Raw genomic sequence first — 18,798 nt, 5'->3', positions numbered from 1 at the left:
ATGAACACTTCGCGCGGGGCCCAGGTGCTGTTCCTGACCGCCGCCCTCGAGTTCGTGCTGGGCGCCGGCTTCCTCATCGCGGGCACCGCCGAGCTGGTGCCCGGCACGGGCATGTCGTTCCCGTTCATCGGCGTCGCCCTCATCGTCGGCGCCGCCCTCATGATGATGATCGCCGTCCGCTGGCGCATCCGCCACGGCCAGGAGATGGCCCTGCGCACCCGCATGGTGCGCGGCACGGCCCAGGTCCTCGCCGCCCGGCAGACCGGCGTCTCCATCAACGACCAGCCGCAGGTGGCGCTCGACCTGCGGGTGACCGCCCCCGGCCACGGCGTCTACGACGCGAGCGTCAAGACGTTCGTGCCGCTCATCGCGCTCGGCATGCTCGGCAGCGGCCGCCCGCTCTCGGTCGGCGTCGACCCGGCGGACCGGCAGCGCATCCTGGTCGACTGGGAGTTCGTCCCGTCGGCCAGCGCCGAGGAGATCGAGCGGGCCGTCGCCCCCGCGATCGACCCGGCCGAGGCCGCCCGCACGAAGGCCCAGATCCTGGCCACCGGCGTGCCGGGCACCGTGCGCGTGCTGTCGGCCGAGTTCGCGGGCAGCCTGGACGAGCAGGGCCGCCCGGTGTACTCCGCCCAGCTGCACATCCAGGTCCAGGGCCGCCCCCCGGTCGCCGGCCCGGCCGTGTTCGCGGTGCCGCTGGAGCGGGTCTCGGTCATGCAGCCCGGCGGCGTGATCCCGATCAAGGCCGACCCCTACGACCCGCAGAAGTTCGCCGCGGACTGGGACCGCCTGCCCGCCTCCTGAGGATTCGGCACCACCTCCGGCCGCTCGGGACTGGCCGCCGGCTGGGACCGGCTGCCCGCCTCCCGAGGATTCGGCACCCTCCGGCCATTCGGCGCTTGCCACACGGCGCTCGCTCGCTCGCCGCCCGCCACTTGGCGCCCGCTCGCCGCCGGCCGCTCGCTCGGCGCTCGCCGCGGGGCGCTCGCTCGGCGCTCGCCGCGGGGCGCTCGCTCGGCGCTCGCCGCACGGCGGTCGGCGCTCGGCACTCGCCGCAGGGCGCTCGCTCGGCGCTCGCCGCACGGCGGTCGGCGCTCGCCGCTCGCCGCAGGGCGCTCGCCGCTCGCCGCAGGGCGCTCGGCGCTCGCCGCAGGGCGCTCGCTCGGCGCTCGGCGCGGGGGCGCTCGGCGCGGGGGCGCTCGGCGCGGGGGCGCTCGGCGCGGGGGCGCTCGGCGCGGGGGCGCTCGGCGCGGGGGCGCTCGGCGCGGGGGCGCTCGGCGCGGGGGCGCTCGGCGCGGGGGCGCTCGGCGCGGGGCGCTAACGGAAGTCGCGGGAGGACGAGCGGATCGGGAGGCTCAGCTCCGTGAGGTGATCGGCCCGCAGGTTGAGCACGCCGTCCGCCTTCTCGAGGATTCCGCGCACGACCATGGCGTTCGCCGTGCGGGCGGTTCGGCGGTGGCGCTGCCAGAGACCCGGCGTGCAGGTCACGTTGAGCATGCCGGTCTCGTCCTCAAGGTTGAGGAACGTGACGCCGCCGGCGGTGGCCGGGCGCTGCCGGTGGGTGACGATCCCGCCGACGAACACACGGCGACCGGGCTCGGTCTCCTGCAGCGCCTCGATCGACAACGCTCCGATCGTGTCCAGGTAGGGCCGGGCGAACTGGGCGGGGTGCGCGTCCGGGGCCAGGCCGGTCGCCCACACGTCGGCGACCATGCGCTCGACGGCGTCCATGCCGGGCAGCATCGGTGCCTGCGTGCCGCCGGTGGTGCCGGGCAGGCGGCCGGCCGTCTCCTGGGCCGCCGCGCCGGCCGCCCACAGCGCCTCGCGCCGGGGTAGCCCGAAGCAGGAGAACGCGTCGGCGGTGGCGAGCGCCTCCAGGTGGGTGGCGGTCAGGCCGGCCCGGCGGGCGAGGTCACTCATCGAGGTGTACGGCCCGCCGGCTCTCCGCTCCTCCTCGATGCGCTCGGCGACGCTGTCGCCCAGCGAGCGCACCGACTTGAGCCCGAGCCGCACCACCGGCCCACCGCGCCCCCAGTGACGCCAGCTTCCGGACATTTCTGATTTGTCACGCAACGCCCCGGCCGCGGCGGCACCGGCGTCGACGCGCGGTTGGCCGCCCGACGCCCCCGACGCGACCACAGCGGCGGCGTGCGGCTGGTCGCGCGGCGGTCCGGACGCGGGCGCGGCGGCGTGCGGTTCGTCGCACGGCGGCTCCAGCGTGGCCGCGGCGGCGCTGGCGTTGATGTCCGGGCGGCGCACCGTGACGCCGTGCCGGCGGGCGTCGTCGACCAGCGTCTGCGGCGAGTAGAAACCCATCGGCTGGGCGTTGAGCAGCGCCGCGCAGAACGCCGCCGGGTGGTAGCGCTTGAGCCAGGCGCTGGCGTACACCAGATAGGCGAAGCTCATCGCGTGGCTCTCCGGGAAGCCGTAGTTGGCGAACGCGGACAGCTTGTCGAACAGCTCCGCGGCCAGGGGCCCGGTGATGCCGTTGGCGGCCATGCCGGCGAAGAGCCGGTCGCGGATCGCGGTCATCCGGTCCATCGAGCGCTTCGAGCCCATGGCCCGGCGCAGCTCGTCGGACTCGGCCGGAGTGAAGCCGGCGACATCGATGGCCATCTGCATGAGCTGCTCCTGGAAGAGCGGGACGCCGAGCGTCTTCTTCAGGGACGGCTCCAGCAAAGCATGGGGGTACGACACTTTTTCCAGGCCGTTGGCCCGCCGGATGTAGGGGTGGACCGAGCCGCCCTGGATCGGGCCGGGGCGGATCAGGGCGACCTCGACGACGAGGTCGTAGAACTTGCGGGGCTTGAGGCGCGGCAGGGTGGCCATCTGGGCCCGGCTCTCGACCTGGAACACCCCGACGGAGTCGGCGCGGCAGAGCATGTCGTACACCTCGGGGTCGTCCAGCGGCATGTGGGCGATGTCCAGCTCCGAGTCGATCATCTCGAAGGCGTACCGGAGCGCGGAGAGCATGCCGAGGCCCAGCAGGTCGAACTTCACCAGGCCGACGGAGGCGCAGTCGTCCTTGTCCCACTGCAGGACGGTGCGGTTCTCCATCCGGGCGTGCTCGACCGGGCATACCTCGATCACCGGGCGGTCGCAGATGACCATGCCGCCGGAGTGGATGCCCAGGTGCCGCGGGAACGTGAGCAGCTCGTTGGCGAAGTCGATCACCGGCGCCGGGATCTCGTCCAGATCGGCCGTCGCCACTGCATTTTTCGCGTTCGCGACTGCGGGGCTCGCAAGCTCACTCCTCGCGCTCACATAGCCCCAATGCTCCACCTGCTTGCTCCACGCGTCCTGCTGGCCCGGCGAGTGGCCGAACGCCTTGGCCATGTCGCGGACCGCGGACTTCGGGCGGTACGAGATGACGTTGGCGACCTGGGCGGTGAACCTCCGCCCGTACTTCTGGTAGACGTGCTGGATGACCTCCTCGCGGCGGTCCGACTCGATGTCGATGTCGATGTCCGGCGGGCCGTCGCGCTCCGGGGACAGGAAGCGCTCGAACAGCAGCCCCCACCGCACCGCGTCCACGTTGGTGATCTTCAGGGCGTAGCAGACCGCCGAGTTGGCCGCCGAACCGCGGCCCTGGCAGTAGATGCCGTTGCGCTGGCAGAACGTGACGATGTCGTGGACCACCAGGAAGTACCCCGGAAAATCCAGCTCCTCGATCAGCGCCAGCTCGTGTTCGAGCTGTTCATGGGCCTTTTGATTGCCGGGGTACCGCTCCGCCGCGCCCTGCGCCGTCAGGTGCCGCAGCCACTGCATCTCCGTCACGCCCTCGACGGGGACCGGGTACGCGGGCAGGTTCGGCGCCACCAGCTGCAGGTCGAAGGCCAGTTCGGCGCCGAGGGCGGCGGCTCGCGGTACCGCATCCGGGAAGGCTGCGAACCGGGCGGTCATCTCCGCGCCGCTGCGCAGGTGCGCGGTGCCGGCCGCGGGCAGCCAGCCGTCGATCTCGTCGAGGCTGCGCCGGGCCCGCACGGCGGCGAGCGCCGTGGCCAGCCGCCGGCGCCCCGGCGTGGCGTAATGCACGTTGTTGGTCGCGACGAGGGGAAGCTTCAGCGGTACCGCCAAATCGGCCAACGCATCGTTGCGCTCGTCGTCGAGCGGGTCGCCGTGCGAGGTCAGCTCGACGGCCACGGACTCCGCCCCGAACAGCGCGACCAGCCGGTCCAGCTCCGTGCGCGCCGCGTCCATCCCCGCCGAGAGCAGCGCCGCCGGCACGTGCCCCTTGCGGCACCCGGTCAGCACCACGACGTGGTCGCGCAGCGCCGCCGCGGCCTCCTCCAGGTCGTACACCGGGCGGCCCTTCTCCCCGCCGCGCAGGTGCGCCTCGCTGATCGTGCGCGACAGCCGCGCGTAGCCCTCGGGCCCCCGGGCGAGCAGCAGCAGGTGCCGCCCGAGCGGGTCGGGCTCGCCGTTCTGCGGCCCCGGCAGCCCGAGCGACAGCTCCGCGCCGAACACGGTGCGCATCTCCAGCGCCCGCGCCGCCTCGGCGAAGCGCACCACGCCGTAGAAGCCGTCGTGGTCGGTGATCCCGATCGCCGACAGCCCCATCCGGGCGGCGGTCTCGACCAGCTCCTCGGGGTGGCTGGCCCCGTCGAGGAAGCTGAAGTTGCTGTGGCTGTGCAGCTCGGCGTAGGGCACGGCGTCGTCCGGCCGCTCCACCGGCGGCGCGGCGTACTCCGCGCGCTTGCGCGTCCAGGCCGGCGAGTCGCCGCCGTCGCCGTGATCGGCGGCGAGCACGTCCGGGTGGTAGTCGGGCCCGGGCGGCTCCCAGCTCCGGCCGTCGCGCGTGCGCCCGGACAGGCGCCGCTCCAGCTCCGACCACGGCACGTCGGGGTTGTTGAATCCCATCAGTCGTACAGCGCTTCCATGAACCAGGTTCCGTTCTGCAGTACCGCTAAATAGGCCCGGTCATCGGCCAGCTGGATCTGGAACCGGGCCGCCCGCCACGACTCGCCCTCCGCCCACCAGCGCTCGTCCACGGGCCAGGGCCCGGCCCATCCGACGATCGCCGTCGCTTGCTCCTCCGCCCCGATACGAGCCTTCGCCGGTACCCCACTGAGCTCCAGCCGCCCGCCGACGCGCACGATCCGCCCGTCGGCGTCGAGCACCTCGGCCGGGACGGGTTCGGGGTACACGGTGGCCGGGCTGGGCCCCGGCAGCCGCCCGGGCCAGGGCGCCTCCACCCCCTGCGCGATCCGCTCGTCCCCCCAGGCCACGAGCCGGATGCGGCTGCGGTCGGCCCGCCCGCCGTCGAGCACCGCGGTGAGCACGGCGTCGGGCCCGAGCAGCCCCTGTACGCGCGTGAACGCCCGGTGCGCCCGGTCGCGCTCCTCCCCCGCCTCTCCCCACAGCCCCGGCTGCAGCCCGAGGTGCTCGACCACCCCCTCGGGCACGAGCCGCAGCCGGACGACCGCCCCCGGCTGCTTGGTCTTGCCGCGCAGCCACCCCTCCAGCTGCCACCGGAGCCGGTCGGCGATCGCGTTCACGCTCAGCAGCCCGTCGTGGCGCCACGTCCGCAGCAGCTCCTCGCCGGTGTCGGTGACCGCCTCGATCGCCAGCCGCGTGCACGCCAGTCCGTGCGACGCCAGCCGGTCGTGCAGCCGCTCGGCCAGCCCCCGGGCCGCGAACGCCGCCGCGTCGACCCGTTCGATCGGCTCGTCGAACGTCTCGACCACGTCCAGGTCGGCCGGCGGCCGCCGCGGTGCGAAGGGCCGCTCGTCGCGCCCGCCGGCGAGCCGGTGCGCGAGCGCCGCGTCGAACCCGAACCGGTCCAGCACGTCGGCCCCCGGCAGCGCCGCGAACTCCCCGAGCGTGTGAATCCCCAGCCGCCGCAGCAGATCGACCAGCCCCGGCCGCCCGAGCGCCGTGATGCTCAGCCCGGCGAGGAACTCGGCGCTCTCCCCGTCCGGCACGATCGCTCCCGCGCGCGCCGCCAGCCCCGCCGCGAACGTCCCCTCGGCGATCCCCACCTGCGCCTCGACGTCACACTGCTGCGCGATCTGCTCGACGATCCGCTCGGCCGCCGCGGCTTCGCCCCCGTAGTACCGGGCCGGCCCGCGCGCCGCCAGCGCACAGGCCCCCGGCCGCAGCGCCTCGACCCCGGAGGCGATGGTCTCGACGGCCGCGAGCACCGGCTCGAACGCCCGCATGTCCCGCCCGGGATCGTGCTCGAGCACGATCAGATGCGGGCACCGCCCCTGCGCCTCCCGCTTGCGCAGCCCGCGCCGCACCCCTTCCTCCCGCGCCGCCGGCGAGGCCACGAGCACCCGGTTGGCGTGCATGACCGCCACCGCCTCGTGCGCCGGGTACCCGTCGATGATCTCGGCCGCCACCACCGGCCAGTCCGGGCACCACACCACGATCGTCCGCATCGCCTTCGTCACCCCACCCTGCGCAGTGCGGGCACGGCGCGTATCGCCGCCGGCGGCGAGCCGGGCGCGGCAGACGGCAGCGCCCGCGTGACCGGCGGCAGGACACCCTCCACCGCCGGCAGCCACAACGTCACCTCGCGCGGCGCGGCGGCGGCCCCGCGCCCGCGGGCCTGGATGGTCATCTCCCGGGAGCGCAGCCGCCCGCGCCCCGCGCCGAGCCCGCCCCAGCTCCCGCGCACCGCCGCCACGTTCAGGTCCGCCCCTGCCCACGCCCCCGCCGGCATGAGCACGCTCCCCCGCTGCCGCGCCCGGGCCGCCAGCCGCCCCGCCACCACCGGCGCCACGGGCCCCGGCGGCGCGGCCACGACGATGTCGACCCCGTCGAGCAGCGCCGCGACGATTGTGGTCCACTCGGTCCCCGGATGCGGCACCAGCGCCAGCCGCTCCAGCTCGATCCCCATCTCGGCCGCGGCGATCGGGCTCAACGCCGGCAGCCCGACGACCGCGCACCAGGACCCCGCCCGCGAGGCCCCCGCCAGCAGCGCGAGCAGGACCGAGGACGTGTGCACGGCAATCGTCGCCCCGCGCCGCAGCCCGCCGCCCGGCAGCAACGCCCGCAGCCCGGACAGCACCGGCAGCGCCCGGGTGCTCCCGACCTCCGCGGGCCCCTGCTCGCCGGCCGTGCGCACGACCCCGCCGAGCCCCGCGGCCCGCACCACCTGCAGCCCCGCCGCCCGCCGGGCCGCGCTCCCACCCGCCCGGTCGACCAGCGCCAGCACGGACTCCCCCGCCCCGCCGCCCCTTCGCTCGCCGCGCCGCGGGCCGCTTTCGCCGCTTTGACGAGGACGCCCTCCGACGACGGCGACCGATGCCCAGTCGTCGTCCTCGGGACGCACATCGCCGTACGCCTCGTCCTCAAACTCGGCGGCCGCCGAAGCCGACATGCCAGCCACGGCCCTTGCTCCCCCACCTATCGCGCTACTGCGTCATCCACTCCCGCTTTGCTTTTCCGCGAGAGATAAAGGCTGATAAATATGGTCAAATCGCCCAGATACGGCATCCTCCAGCCACAAAAACTCCCGACTCGACTTCAGACGCTCTTGAACGACGGACGCGGCTTCGGTCCGACCGCCGGCGCACGCAGCCGCGAGGCATCGGCACGGGGCCAGCCACCGCCGGCAACGGGATCGGTCAACGCCAACCGCCGGCCGGACCTCGACGGCCGCAACGCCAGCCGGCGCACCTCGGCCGGCGCGTCACCGACCTGGCTGATGGCCAGCGACACCGCCCGCATTAGCTGCGATGGGCCCGCCGATACCGGAGACAGCGGCAGCGGGGCCGGCGATGCGGGCGTAGGTGAGGGCCGCGCTGATGCCTGGGGCCGCGACGACGGGGCACGGCGAACGGCGACCGCGAGCGCAGGAACGGCCACAGGCGCGGCAAAAAGCTTGGCTGCAGGCGCGGCCGTGGGCGTGGCCCCGACTGCGGGCGTGGGTGAACGCCACGCCGAGGCTGGAGGCCGCGGCGACGGGGCGCGGCGGGAGGTGACCGCGAGCGTGGGAGCGGACACGACCGTGGTCCCGGCGACGGGCGCGGCTGAGGGCACGAGCGCGACCGCGGGCGTGGACGCGGCTGAGGGCGTGAGCGCGACGGCGGGCGTGAGCGCGACCGCGGCTGGGGGCGTGAGCGCGACGGCGGGCGTGAGCGCGACCGCGGCTGGGGGCGTGAGCGCGACGGCGGGCGTGAGCGCGACCGCGGCTGGGGGCGTGAGCGCGACGGCGGGCGTGAGCGCGACCGCGGCTGGGGGCGTGAGCGCGACGGCAGGGGTGGGCGCAGGAGCGGCCGCGGACGCAACCGCGGGTGCGAGTGAAGGCCGCGCCGAGGCCGAAGGCTGCGGCGACGGGGCGCGGTGGATGGTGACCGCAGGCGTGGGAGCGAACGCGACCGTGGTCCCGGAGACGGGCGCGGGCGCGATTGGGGACGTGGGCGCCGCTGGAGACGTGAGCGCAGGCGCGGGCACGGCGGGCGTGGACGTGGACGCAGCGGCGGGGGCGGACGCAGCGGCGGGCGTAGGCGCCGTTGGCGACGTTGGCGCAGGCGCGGGCGCGGCGGCCGGCGTGGGCGCGGGCGCGGCGGCCGGCGTGGACGCGGCGGCGGGCGCGGGCGTGGGCGTGGACGCGGCGGCAGGCGCGGGCGCGACGGCAGGCGTGGACGCGGCGGCGGGCGCGGGCGCGACGGGCGTGGGCGTGGGCATCGGGGCGCGGGGAATGGTGGGCACCGGCGGCGGGGAGCGGGTGGCGGGGCGGGGCGTCAGCTGGCCAGGCCCTCGATGCGCGGCTGGTACGAGTAGCCCAGGGCGACCTCGACGACCGCGATGAACTGCTCGGAGGCGCGCATCAGGTCGTCGGCCTCGCGGGGGGTGACCACGCGGGGGATGCCGGCCTCGGCGGCGGAGCGCTTGCTGGCGCCCGTGGCGAAGAACGACGCCCACTCGCTCAGCTCCGGGGCGACGAGCACGAGCAGCGACCAGACGCTGGTCACGCGGCTGCGGCGGCCGGGGGCGGCGGGGACGGCGCGGGCGGCGAGGACCGCGGCGGCGGCGCGCAGGGCGGCCAGGTGGGCCGTGGCGTAGCGCATGCCCTCGGCGCGGATCTCCGCGGCCTCCTCGAGGCCGTGGCGGGCCATGGTCAGCAGCTCGCGCGGGGTGCGGTGAGGAAGCGCGTGCGCGGGAACCGGAAGCTGGTGCCGGGACGCACCGCCGCCCGGCACGGGGGCCGGGAAACGACTGACGTTGGACGAGCTGGTCGAACGGTTCGTCGGCATCGGTGCTCTCCCTCGATGGTGCGTCGGCAAGTCTGTGCCTGTGGTGGTGCGCCCTGCCTGGTGGTGCGCCTGCCGTGGCGCCGCGGGGGGAGTCGCAGCGTCACGCTGGTCGAACGGGTGCCGGTCCGCGACGGGCGACGGCGCGCCGGCCGGGCGTGGAGCTTCCCCACACCACACCCGGCCGGCTTGGGCCGCCGCTCGCCGCCCGGGGGTCGTGGGCGGCGAGCGGCGACCCCGCCTGAGGCCAGACCCGCGAAAATCCGGCCTCCGCGGTGTCGCGGACCGCGCTCGGGTTGGACGCCGCGAATCGTCTTTCCCGAAGCAGTTCGAACACTCGTTCGATGGGTTAAGACTACACCGGGGAGGGCGGGGGGTGGCAATGGTTGGGGGAGAATTTTCGAACAAGCGTTCGCACGATCACTCCCAGGTGGTGGTCAGGGGCTGGCCGAGGAACCGGGACAGGTCGGCGACCTCGGCCTCCAGCGCCGCGCGGACCTCGGCGGGCAGCGCATGCGGGCCTTCGAACGGCTGGAGCGTCACCTTGCGGCCGGCGCGCCGCCACAGGCCGGCCACCCGGCCGTCGACCAGCAGCGTCGCCGCCACCATCCCGCCGCCGGCGTTGACCCGCTTGGCGTGCTCGGGCGGGATGACGAAGTCGCGATCCCGGTGGCCGAGCAGCACCGTGTCGAACGGTCCGAGCAGCCGCGGCGGCAGCGCGCCGCCGGGCAACGAGTCGTCGGCGGCGGGCGAGAGGTCCGCGCCCAGCAGCTCCAGAGCCCGCCGGGCGGTGCCGATCGGCAGGCCGGACCAGGCGGCCAGGTCAGCGGACCCGCCCGCCTGGGCACCCGGTCCGGCGGCCCCGCCCGCTCGGCCGCCCGGCCCGGCGGCAGCCCCGCCCGCTCGGCCGCCCGGCCCGGCGGCAGCCCCGCCCGCTCGGCCGCCCGGCCCGGCGGCAGCCCCGCCCGCTTGACCGCCCGGTCCGGCGGCCCCGCCCGCCTGGCCGCCCGGTCCAGCCGACCCGTCCCGCTGAGCACCCGGTCCAGCGGACCCGCCCGCCTGAGCACCCGGTCCAGCGGACCCGCCCGCCTGAGCACCCGGTCCAGCGGACCCGCCCGCCTGAGCACCCGGTCCAGCGAACCCGCCTGCCTGGGCGCCCAGTTCGGCGGACCCGCCCGCTCGACCGCCCGGTCCAGCGGAGCCGCCCGCCTGGGCGCCCGGTCCGGTGGACGGGTCCGCCGACCTGGCCGCGGGTCCGTCCGGGCTCAGCGGGCCGTAGCCGGCGACATAGCGGCGGGCGAGCTCGCGCAGGGCGGCGTCGCCCTCGAAGCGGCGGGGGCCGCCGGCCCGGCGGGCGGCGCGGATCTCCTCGGCGAGGATCACCGACGGGCGGCCGCCGGCGAGGTCGGGGCCGCGGCAGAGCACGCCGGCGGCGGCCGCGAACGCGACCAGGTGGGCGGGGGCCTGGCCGGCGGGGTCGATGCGGACGCCGCGGCGGGCCAGGCGAGTGATCAGCTCGGCGCGGTCCATCGGGCCCGCGCCGGCGAGGATGCCGGGGATCTCGGCCAGGGCCCGCTCGGCGACCGGGTCCGACACGCCGAGCTCGTCGCGCCGCCGCCGGCCGCCGGAGCGGTTAAGCGGGCCGAACAGGGCGGTCAGCCACTCCAGGTCGGCCGCGGCGACCAGGTGCAGGGTGCCGCGCATCAGCCAGGTGCGGGCCAGCTCACCCTCGGCCAGGGCGCGGTCGACGTCGGCGGCGGTCAGGCCGCTCGTGCGCGACCGCACCGCGAGACGGGCCGCCGGCCAGGACTGGGCCTGTATCCCGACCACACGCTCGACGGCGTCCAGCACGCTGCGGGCGGGCGGGCCGGCCAGCCGCTGGGCCCGCATCCGCCGAGCTCGCAGCTCGTCCGTCGTCATAACCGGCACAGTAACGAGGGGGTACGACAAAAAACCGGGTGAGCGTGGAGGGCAAGATAGAACGCATGCAGCCCCATCCCAATGTCCAGGCGATCCAGGACGCGCTGGATGCCGCCGGTGCGCGAAATGCCGCCGGGGAGCCGTGCCAGGTCAAGGTGCTCGCCGAGGCCGTGCACACCGCGGCCGCCGCGGCCGAGGCGCTCGACATCGTGGTCGGGCAGATCGCCAACTCGCTGATCTTCAACGCCGACGGGGAGCCGCTGCTCGTGCTCACGTCGGGCGCGCACCGGGTCGACACGGCCAAGGTCGCGGCGCTGCTCGGCGTGGCGAAGATCAAGCGCGCCGATGCCGACTTCGTACGCCAGCACACCGGCCAGGTCATCGGCGGCGTCTCGCCGCTGGGGCACCCGAAGCCGGTGCGGACGCTCGTCGACGTCGACCTTGAGCAGTACGACGAGGTCTGGGCCGCGGGCGGCATCCCGCAGGCGGTCTTTCCGATCACGTACGCCGAGCTGGTGCGCGTCACCAGCGGTACCGCCGCCGAAGTGGCGTGATCGTCCGGCTCCACGTCTGGCGGGTGCCGCGGCTCGCGGTGCCCGCCATGTTCTGGTCCATGGCCGTCGATCGGCGGAAAATCCGGAAAAATGCCGACTTCGCCAAGCTGCTGGGCACCGGGCGCGGCAGCGACTTCGGCGTCGGTGCGGCCGACCTGACCCGGTGGGCGGCCCTGATCGTTGCGGATCGAGCGGTGATACCGCCGATGCGAGGGGCGAGGGCCAGCTGCACGCTCACGCTCGAGCCGATCGCCAGCCGCGGCACCTGGTCGAGATCCGCGCCCTTTACGCCCATAAATCCGGAAAAATCGGGCATGGATGATGGCGGCGAGCGGGAAATCCGCAAGGGCGACAAGGGAGAGGAAGAGGAACAAGGCCGCCGCGGAGGCGGGGACAGTGGACCGGTAGCCGTCCTCACGCGGGCCAGGCTGCGGCCGCGGCAGGCCGTGGCGTTCTGGCGAGCCATCGATCCCGTCGCCCGCAGCCTGCGCGACGCCGAGGGCCTGTACTGCGCCTTCGGCGTCGGCGAGGCACCCGTAGGATTCCAGGGCACGGTGAGCGTCTGGCGCTCCGCGGCGGACGTCGTGCGCTTCGCGTACCGTCGTCCCGAGCATGCCGCGGTCGTGCAGCGCACCGCCGCGCAACGCTGGTATGCGGAGGAGTTGTTCGCCCGGTTCCGCGTGCTCGGCATCGACGGCGACCGAGAGGTGATCGGGTGGAGGGACGGCCAGTGAGACTGGTGCGGTGGCGCGGGGAGGACCTCCTCGACCGCCTCGACGACGTCATCGCCGTGTACGGCGAGGCCATGGGGTACTCCGTGCAACTCCTGCAGACCCGCCGCGGCTACGTCGCCGGGCACACCCGCCGCGAGTCGTTCGAGGCGGTCGCCACGCTCGACGACGACAACGGCCTGCTCGGGTTCGGGTACGGGTACCGGGGCACGTCCGGGCAGTGGTGGCACGACCAGGTCCGCAACGCGCTCAAGCGCGACGCCCGCAAGTACTGGCTGGCCGACTGCTTCGAGCTCGTCGAGCTGCACGTCCGCCCGCACGCGCAGGGGCACGGCATCGGCGCCCGCCAGCTGTACGAGCTGCTCACCCACGCCGCGCACCAGACCGTCCTGCTGTCCACGCCCGAGGCGCCCGAGGCGACGTCCAGGGCCTGGCGCCTGTACCGCCGGTTCGGCTTCGTCGACGTCCTGCGGCACTTCAACTTCCCGGGCGACGACCGCCCGTTCGCCGTCCTGGGCCGGCAGCTACCTCTGTGAGGCTCTGGGCCGGTTTCGCCGCCCTGGTCCTGGCTGAGATCGGCTATCCGCTGACCGGGGGCCGGGCGAGGGCGGCGCTGGTCGTCGCGACCGTGGTCCTGGGCTTCCTGCTGTCGGTGACCCACGCCGCCACCACCCGCGGGCCCCGCGCGGCCGGGCTGCTGGTGCTCATCACGACCGGCGGCGGGTTCGCCGTCGAGGCCGTCGGGCGCGCCACCGGCTACCCGTTCGGCGCCTATGACTACACCGGCGCGCTCGGGCCGCGGCTGCTCGGCGTACCGCTGGTGATCCCCCTCGCCTGGACCTGGATGGCCTGGCCGGCGTGGGTGGCGGCGACGCGCCTGACCGAGCGGCCGGCCGCCCGCGTCGCCGTGGCGGGGGCCGGGCTCGCCGCGTGGGACCTGTTCCTCGATCCGCAGATGGTTTCGCAGCGGTACTGGCTGTGGCGCACCGAGACGCCGGCCCTGCCCGGGGTCGGCGGCATCCCGCTCACCAACTACCTGGGCTGGCTGGCCGTGGCGCTGGCGCTGATGGCCCTGCTGCGCCGGGCGCTCGGGGACGAGCCGGCCCGACCGGGGGCGGATGCGCCGATGTACGCGATGTACCTCTGGACGTACACCTCGAGCATCCTGGCTCATGCGATCTTCCTGGATCTGCCCGCGTCGGCCGTCTGGGGCGCCGCCGGCATGGGCCTCGTCGCGATCCCGCTGGCGGTGCGGCTGTGGCGGCGCTGATCGGGTGCGCGGCCCTGCTCGCGCTGCTGGTGCACACACTCGTCAACGCGCGCGTGCTGCGCCGCCCGCCCGCGACCGCGCGGACCGGGGAGGACGTGGCGGTACTGCTGCCGCTGCGCGACGAGGCCGCGCGGGTCGAGCCGTGCCTGCGGGCGCTGCTGCAGCTGCCGCCGCGCGTGCGCATCATCGTGCTCGACGACGGCTCGACGGACGGCACCGCCGAGCTCGTGCGGCGGGTCGCGGGCGACCGGGTGGAGCTGCTGGCGGGAAAGCCCCTGCCGCCCGGGTGGCTCGGCAAGCCGCACGCCTGCCAGCAGCTGGCCGAGGCCGCCGCCGCCGCGACGGTACTCGCCTTCGTCGACGCCGACGTCATCCTGCGCCCGGACGCGATCGACCGCGCGGCCGTCCTGCTGCGACAGTCCGCAGTGGACCTGCTCAGCCCGTACCCGCGCATCGAGGGCGCCGGCGAGCGGCTCGTCCAGCCGCTGCTGCAGTGGTCGTGGCTGACGTTCCTGCCGCTGCGGGCGATGGAGCGCTCGGCCCGCCCCTCGCTGGCCGCCGCCGGTGGGCAGTTCCTGCTCGTACGCCGGGAAGCCTACGACCGCGCCGGCGGCCACGCGGCGGTGCGCGACAAGGTCCTCGAGGACATCGAGCTCGCCCGGGCGGTCAAGCGCGCCGGCGGGCGCATCGCCCTCGCGGACGGTTCGGACCTGGCGCGCTGCCGGATGTACGACTCCTGGCTCGAGCTCGTCGACGGCTATTCGAAGAGCCTCTGGGCGTCGTTCGGCTCCCCGGCCGGGGCGGCGGCGGTGCTGGTTCTGCTGCTGGCGCTGTACGTGGCGCTGCCCCTGACCGTCGTGTTCGGACAGTGGCTGGGCCTGCTCGCGTACGCGCTCGGCGTCGCCGGCCGGATCGTCAGCGCCCGCGCGACCGGCGCCCGCGCGCTCCCGGGCGCGCTGGCCCATCCCGCGGCGGTGGTGCTGTTCGCGTGGCTGGTCGCGCGCTCGTACCGCCGGCGCGCCCGCACGACCTGGAAGGGGCGACCGACATGGCGACCGTGATCGTCATCGGGGCGGGCGTCGGCGGCCTGGCCGCGGCGGCGCGCCTGGCCGCGGCCGGGCACCGGGTCACCGTGTTCGAGCAGGCCGCGACCGTCGGCGGCAAGCTCGGCCGGCACGAGCGCGAGACCGATGCCGGCACCTTCCGGTTCGACACCGGCCCGAGCCTGTTCACGCTGCCGCAGGTCGCCGCGGAGCTGTTCGCGTCGACGGGTGTGCGCCATCCCGAACAGGCACCGCTGGATCTGGTACCGCTGAACCCGATCGTGCGCCACCACTTCCCCGACGGGTCCACACTGGACTCGACGGCGGGCGAGGCGTTCGCGGAGCGGATCGCCGCCGCGTTCGGCGCCGAGGCGGCCGCGGACTGGCGGCGGCTGTGGCGGCGGGCCGGGCGCGTCTGGGCCGCGTCCTGGCGCCACGTGCTGACCGCGCCGGTCGACTCCCCGCTGCGGATGGCCGGCCTGGCGTGGCGCCTCGGCGACCTGGCCGCGATCGCGCCGGGCCGCTCGCTGCGCGCCCTGGGCCGCACGCACCTGCGCGACCCGCGGCTGCGGATGCTGCTGGACCGGTACGCGACGTACACGGGCGCCGATCCCCGCCGCGCCCCGGCCGCGCTGCTGGCCATCCCCTATGCCGAGCTCGAGTTCGGCGGCTGGTACCTGCGCGGCGGCCTCGGCACGCTCGCCGACGCCCTGCTGGCGCGCTGCGAGGCCCTGGGCGTGCGCGTGCACACCGGCGCCCCGGTCCGCTCCATAGCCGTGTCGGGCTCGCGCGCGGCCGGCGTGGTGCTCGCCGACGGCGCCCGCGTGCCCGCCGACGTGGTGGTGGCCAACGCCGATGCCCTGCACGTGTACCGCGACCTGCTGCCGTCGCCGCGCCGCGCCCGCCGCCTAAGCGCGCGCAGCCTCGGCGGCTTCGTGCTGCTGCTCGGCGTGCGGGGCCGCACTGCGGGCCTGGCCCATCACACGGTCTTCTTTCCGCGCGACTACGACGCCGAGTTCGATGCCGTCTTCGGTACCGCACCGTCGCCCGTCGCCGACCCGGCCGTCTTCGTCACCGTGGCCGACGACCCGCTGGTCCGCCCGCCGGGGCACGAGGCCTGGTTCGTGCTCGTGAACGCCGCCCCGCAGGGCGCGGTCGACTGGCGTTCGGCGGCCCCGGCGTACGCGGACCGCGTGCTCGAGGTCCTGGCGGCGCGCGGCCACGACGTCCGCGACCGGCTGCTCTTCCGCGACGTGCTGACCCCCGCGGACCTGGAGACGGCGACCCGCTCCCCCGGCGGCGCCATCTACGGCACGGCCAGTCACGGCCTCGGCGGCCTGCTGCGCCCGCCGAACCGCGCCCCGCTGCCCGGCCTGTTCCTGGTCGGCGGCTCGGTGCACCCCGGCGGCGGCCTGCCGCTGGTCATGCTGTCGGCGAAGATCGTGGCGGACCTCATCGGAGCCGGCTGAGCTCGCGCTCCTCCAGGGCGAAGTGCTCCTCGAGCTCCCGGGCGAGCTGCTCCAGGACCGCCGGATCGGGCTCCTCCTCGAGCGCGGCGATGCGCCGGGCGATGTCGGCGTGCTCGGCCCGCAGCCGCGCGATCACGTCCGCAAGCTCGGGGAAGTGGGCCTCGATGCGCGGGAACACGCCCTCCTCGGTGCGGTGGTGCGCGCCGAGGGCCGCGCAGAAGGTCAGGCAGTGCAGGAGCGGGTCCCGGCGGGCCGCGGCGAGGTCCTCCCGCAGCCCGGCGTGGATGCGCGCGAGCTGGGCCCCCGCGGCCCGCAGCCGCTCGACTTCCGGCTGGTCGACGTCGGTCATGGCTATCCTTCGGTGGGCGCCGTTCATATTTGCTTTGCTATCAAAGATAATTTGAGGAGAAAGACAGTGTCAACGTCGGTCGACGACGCGATCCGGGCCCTGCTGCTGCTCATGCCCCGCCTGGTCGGCCGCGTGAAGCGGACGCCGCCGCCGCCGGAGCTGGCGTCGTTCAACCTGGCGCCGCGGCACCTGTCGCTGCTGGCGTACCTGTTGTTCGAGGGCAAGCTGGGGGTCAACGAGCTGGCCTCGCGGCTGGAGGTGGCGCCGGCGACCGTGAGCCTGATGGTCGGCGACCTGAGCCGGAAGGGGATCCTGCGGCGGCGCGAGGACGATGCCGACCGGCGGCGGACGATCGTGTCGATCGCGGCGGAGCATCACGCGGCGATCGACGCCTGGCTGGGGCGTGGGGCGGCGGCCTGGCGGGCGGCGTTGTCGCCGCTCACGGCGCAGCAGCGGCGGATGTTCGTGGACACGCTGCTCGCGTACGAGCGCGCGATCGGCGACGCCTGAGGGCCGGTGCGGCCGGAGACGTCAGCGCAGGGCGCGGCGGACCGCGGCGATCAGCTGGGCGAAGCCGATCAGCGACACCGCCAGCGCGATCGCCAGGGTCACCGTGGCGGCGCGGGTGTCCAGCGGGGCCACCAGCAGGCCGAACATGGCGATCAGGACCCGGGTCGGGCGCTCGGCGATCGTGACGGTGCCGATGCCGGTCATGCCGGCGACGCTCGCGCGGGCCCGGACGTACTCGTGCAGCCACATCACCGCGCCGCACGACGCCGCCAGCCACGGCGGGGCGCCCAGCGCCGCGAACGCCACCAGCCAGAGCGCCTCGGTGACACGGTCGGCCGTCGCGTCGTACACGTGGCCGAGGCGGGTCGCGCGGTCGGCGACCACGGCCAGCACGCCGTCGATGGTGTCGGCGAACGCGGTCAGCAGGACCAGCAGCGCCGCGACCGGGGCGGCGCGCGGGGCGAGGAAGGCCAGTACGGGTACGACCGCGGAGGCCAGCACGCCGATCGTCGTGACGGCGTCCGGGCTGCGCACGCCGCGGCGGGCCAATGCCGCGCCTATGCGGTGGCACAGGCGCAGCCAGCCGCGGACCGGCGACGGGGACCGGCGCGGGTCGTAGCCGCCGTGGGTCGTCGACCAGCGGTCGCAGTACCCGTCCCAGGGGAGCGGGTCAGGCCGCCCGCGCACCGACGCCGAGCTGCTGCCACACCTCGCGGGTCGCCGTGGAGCGGTTGAAGGTGATGAAGTGGATGCCGGGCACGTCCTCGTCCAGGAGGCGCTGGCACATCTCGGTGGCGTGGTCGATGCCGAGGCGGCGCACGGCCTGCGGGTCGTCGGCGATGCGCTCGAAGCGCCCGGCCAGCGCCGACGGGAACGGGGCGCCGGACAGCTGCTGTGAGCGCGCGATGGTGCCGATGGCGGTCACCGGCATGATGCCGGCCACGATCGGGGTGTCGCAGCCGGCCGCCGCCACCCGGTCGCGCAGGCGCAGGTAGTCGTCGACGTCGAAGAACATCTGCGTGATCGCGAAGTCGGCGCCGGCCCGGCACTTGCGCACGAAGTTGGCGGTGTCGGACTCGACGTCGGGCGAGCGGGGGTGCTTGTACGGGAACGCGGCCACGCCGATGCTGAAGTCCCCGGCCTCGCGGACGAGCCGGACCAGGTCTTCGGCGTAGAGCACGCCCTCCGGGTGGCGGACCCACTCCCCCGCCGGGTCGCCGGGCGGGTCGCCGCGCACGAGCAGGAAGTTGCGGATCTCGGCGCCCGCGAGCTGCCCGATGACGTTGCGCAGCTCCGCGATCGAGTGGTTGACGGCGGTCAGGTGCGCCATCGGCAGCAGCGTGGTCTCGGTCGCGACCCGCTCGGTCACGGCGACGGTGGTGTCGCGCGTGGTGCCGCCCGCCCCGTAGGTGATCGACACGAACGAGGGCTGCAGCGACTCGAGCTCCCGGATCGCCTGCCACAGCTGCCGCTCGCCCTCGGGCGTCTTGGGGGGCGAGAACTCGAACGAGAACGTCGGCCCGTGGTGCGCGATCAGGTCGCCGATCGACTTGGGTCCACCGGCCATGACAGAGGGAAGTCCGAGAGCCACGCCCTGACTGTAGTGCCCAACCCGTCCCGATACGCACTCCAGTTTTGGCGGCCGGGATTCTGTCGTACCTCTGGGGTAGAACGGGGGTGGACATCGGGTGGGGCGGGGCCGCCGCGAACGGCCTCCCCGCCGATGTCCCTGGTGCCGCGCATCGACGG

17 protein-coding genes are annotated in these 18,798 nt (G+C 75.3%); 8 read left to right on the top strand and 9 right to left on the bottom strand.

Annotated elements, in window-relative coordinates; translation table 11 throughout:
* On the top strand, window positions 1-804 hold the full coding sequence (locus tag ACQEVU_RS03645; protein ID WP_433320503.1) for a hypothetical protein: 804 nt from the start codon (window positions 1-3) through the stop codon (window positions 802-804).
* Window positions 805-1,317: 513 nt separating this feature from the next.
* Here the strand turns inward: ACQEVU_RS03645 and ACQEVU_RS03640 are convergent.
* The 6 genes from ACQEVU_RS03640 to ACQEVU_RS03615 form a co-directional block, all read right to left on the bottom strand.
* Window positions 1,318-4,860, bottom strand: coding sequence for an error-prone DNA polymerase (locus ACQEVU_RS03640; RefSeq protein ID WP_433320500.1), 3,543 nt, complete (start codon window positions 4,858-4,860; stop codon window positions 1,318-1,320).
* Entirely contained in the window at window positions 4,860-6,383 is a 1,524-nt protein-coding gene (locus ACQEVU_RS03635; protein ID WP_433320497.1) for a DNA polymerase Y family protein, read from the bottom strand. Before ACQEVU_RS03635 ends, ACQEVU_RS03640 begins: the two co-directional genes overlap by 1 nt.
* A gap of 8 nt (window positions 6,384-6,391) precedes the next feature.
* Window positions 6,392-7,153, bottom strand: a complete 762-nt coding sequence (locus ACQEVU_RS03630; protein WP_433334772.1) for a hypothetical protein — start codon at window positions 7,151-7,153, stop codon at window positions 6,392-6,394.
* Window positions 7,154-7,473: 320 nt separating this feature from the next.
* Entirely contained in the window at window positions 7,474-7,668 is a 195-nt protein-coding gene (locus ACQEVU_RS03625) for a hypothetical protein (protein WP_433320494.1), read from the bottom strand.
* A gap of 1,025 nt (window positions 7,669-8,693) precedes the next feature.
* The gene (locus ACQEVU_RS03620) at window positions 8,694-9,206 is read right to left on the bottom strand and encodes an SAV_6107 family HEPN domain-containing protein (RefSeq protein WP_433320491.1); all 513 of its coding nucleotides are present in this window, start codon (window positions 9,204-9,206) and stop codon (window positions 8,694-8,696) included.
* 417 nt (window positions 9,207-9,623) lie between these two features.
* Window positions 9,624-11,123: a DNA glycosylase AlkZ-like family protein gene (locus tag ACQEVU_RS03615; RefSeq protein WP_433320488.1), complete on the bottom strand. Its 1,500-nt coding sequence runs from the start codon at window positions 11,121-11,123 to the stop codon at window positions 9,624-9,626.
* A 65-nt stretch (window positions 11,124-11,188) separates the two neighbouring features.
* Between ACQEVU_RS03615 and ACQEVU_RS03610 the strand changes: the two genes are divergently transcribed.
* From ACQEVU_RS03610 to ACQEVU_RS03585, 6 genes are read left to right on the top strand one after another with little or no spacing between them, the layout of a single operon-like run.
* On the top strand, window positions 11,189-11,677 hold the full coding sequence (locus ACQEVU_RS03610; RefSeq protein WP_433320485.1) for a YbaK/EbsC family protein: 489 nt from the start codon (window positions 11,189-11,191) through the stop codon (window positions 11,675-11,677).
* Between the two features lie 47 nt (window positions 11,678-11,724).
* Entirely contained in the window at window positions 11,725-12,411 is a 687-nt protein-coding gene (locus ACQEVU_RS03605; protein WP_433334770.1) for a monooxygenase, read from the top strand.
* On the top strand, window positions 12,408-12,944 hold the full coding sequence (locus ACQEVU_RS03600) for a GNAT family N-acetyltransferase (protein WP_433320482.1): 537 nt from the start codon (window positions 12,408-12,410) through the stop codon (window positions 12,942-12,944). The genes ACQEVU_RS03605 and ACQEVU_RS03600 overlap by 4 nt, the downstream gene beginning before the upstream one ends.
* The gene (locus ACQEVU_RS03595; protein WP_433320479.1) at window positions 12,941-13,678 is read left to right on the top strand and encodes a carotenoid biosynthesis protein; all 738 of its coding nucleotides are present in this window, start codon (window positions 12,941-12,943) and stop codon (window positions 13,676-13,678) included. Before ACQEVU_RS03600 ends, ACQEVU_RS03595 begins: the two co-directional genes overlap by 4 nt.
* Window positions 13,666-14,739: a glycosyltransferase gene (locus ACQEVU_RS03590; RefSeq protein WP_433320476.1), complete on the top strand. Its 1,074-nt coding sequence runs from the start codon at window positions 13,666-13,668 to the stop codon at window positions 14,737-14,739. The genes ACQEVU_RS03595 and ACQEVU_RS03590 overlap by 13 nt, the downstream gene beginning before the upstream one ends.
* Complete coding sequence (locus tag ACQEVU_RS03585; protein WP_433320473.1) at window positions 14,727-16,190, top strand: phytoene desaturase family protein; 1,464 nt, start codon at window positions 14,727-14,729, stop codon at window positions 16,188-16,190. Before ACQEVU_RS03590 ends, ACQEVU_RS03585 begins: the two co-directional genes overlap by 13 nt.
* On the opposite strand, the gene ACQEVU_RS03580 is transcribed toward ACQEVU_RS03585, so the two are convergent.
* The gene (locus ACQEVU_RS03580; RefSeq protein WP_433320470.1) at window positions 16,174-16,539 is read right to left on the bottom strand and encodes a hemerythrin domain-containing protein; all 366 of its coding nucleotides are present in this window, start codon (window positions 16,537-16,539) and stop codon (window positions 16,174-16,176) included. The genes ACQEVU_RS03585 and ACQEVU_RS03580 overlap by 17 nt on opposite strands.
* Before the next feature lie 66 nt (window positions 16,540-16,605).
* Here ACQEVU_RS03580 and ACQEVU_RS03575 point away from each other — a divergent pair, with 66 nt between their 5' ends.
* Window positions 16,606-17,049 (top strand): MarR family transcriptional regulator, encoded by a 444-nt coding sequence (locus tag ACQEVU_RS03575; protein WP_433320467.1) that lies wholly within the window; start codon window positions 16,606-16,608, stop codon window positions 17,047-17,049.
* 21 nt (window positions 17,050-17,070) lie between these two features.
* Here ACQEVU_RS03575 and ACQEVU_RS03570 read toward each other — a convergent pair whose 3' ends face one another.
* The gene (locus ACQEVU_RS03570) at window positions 17,071-17,736 is read right to left on the bottom strand and encodes a CDP-alcohol phosphatidyltransferase family protein (protein WP_433320464.1); all 666 of its coding nucleotides are present in this window, start codon (window positions 17,734-17,736) and stop codon (window positions 17,071-17,073) included.
* Window positions 17,720-18,640 (bottom strand): methylenetetrahydrofolate reductase [NAD(P)H], encoded by a 921-nt coding sequence (metF, locus tag ACQEVU_RS03565; protein WP_433320461.1) that lies wholly within the window; start codon window positions 18,638-18,640, stop codon window positions 17,720-17,722. The genes ACQEVU_RS03570 and metF overlap by 17 nt, the downstream gene beginning before the upstream one ends.
* Window positions 18,641-18,798 lie beyond the last annotated feature (158 nt).

The sequence above is a fragment of the Dactylosporangium sp. CA-139066 genome (genome assembly GCF_050936175.1).
GTDB lineage: Bacteria > Actinomycetota > Actinomycetes > Mycobacteriales > Micromonosporaceae > Dactylosporangium.
Note: the sequence above shows the minus strand (reverse complement) of the source record. Positions and strands in the feature narration are given on the sequence as shown.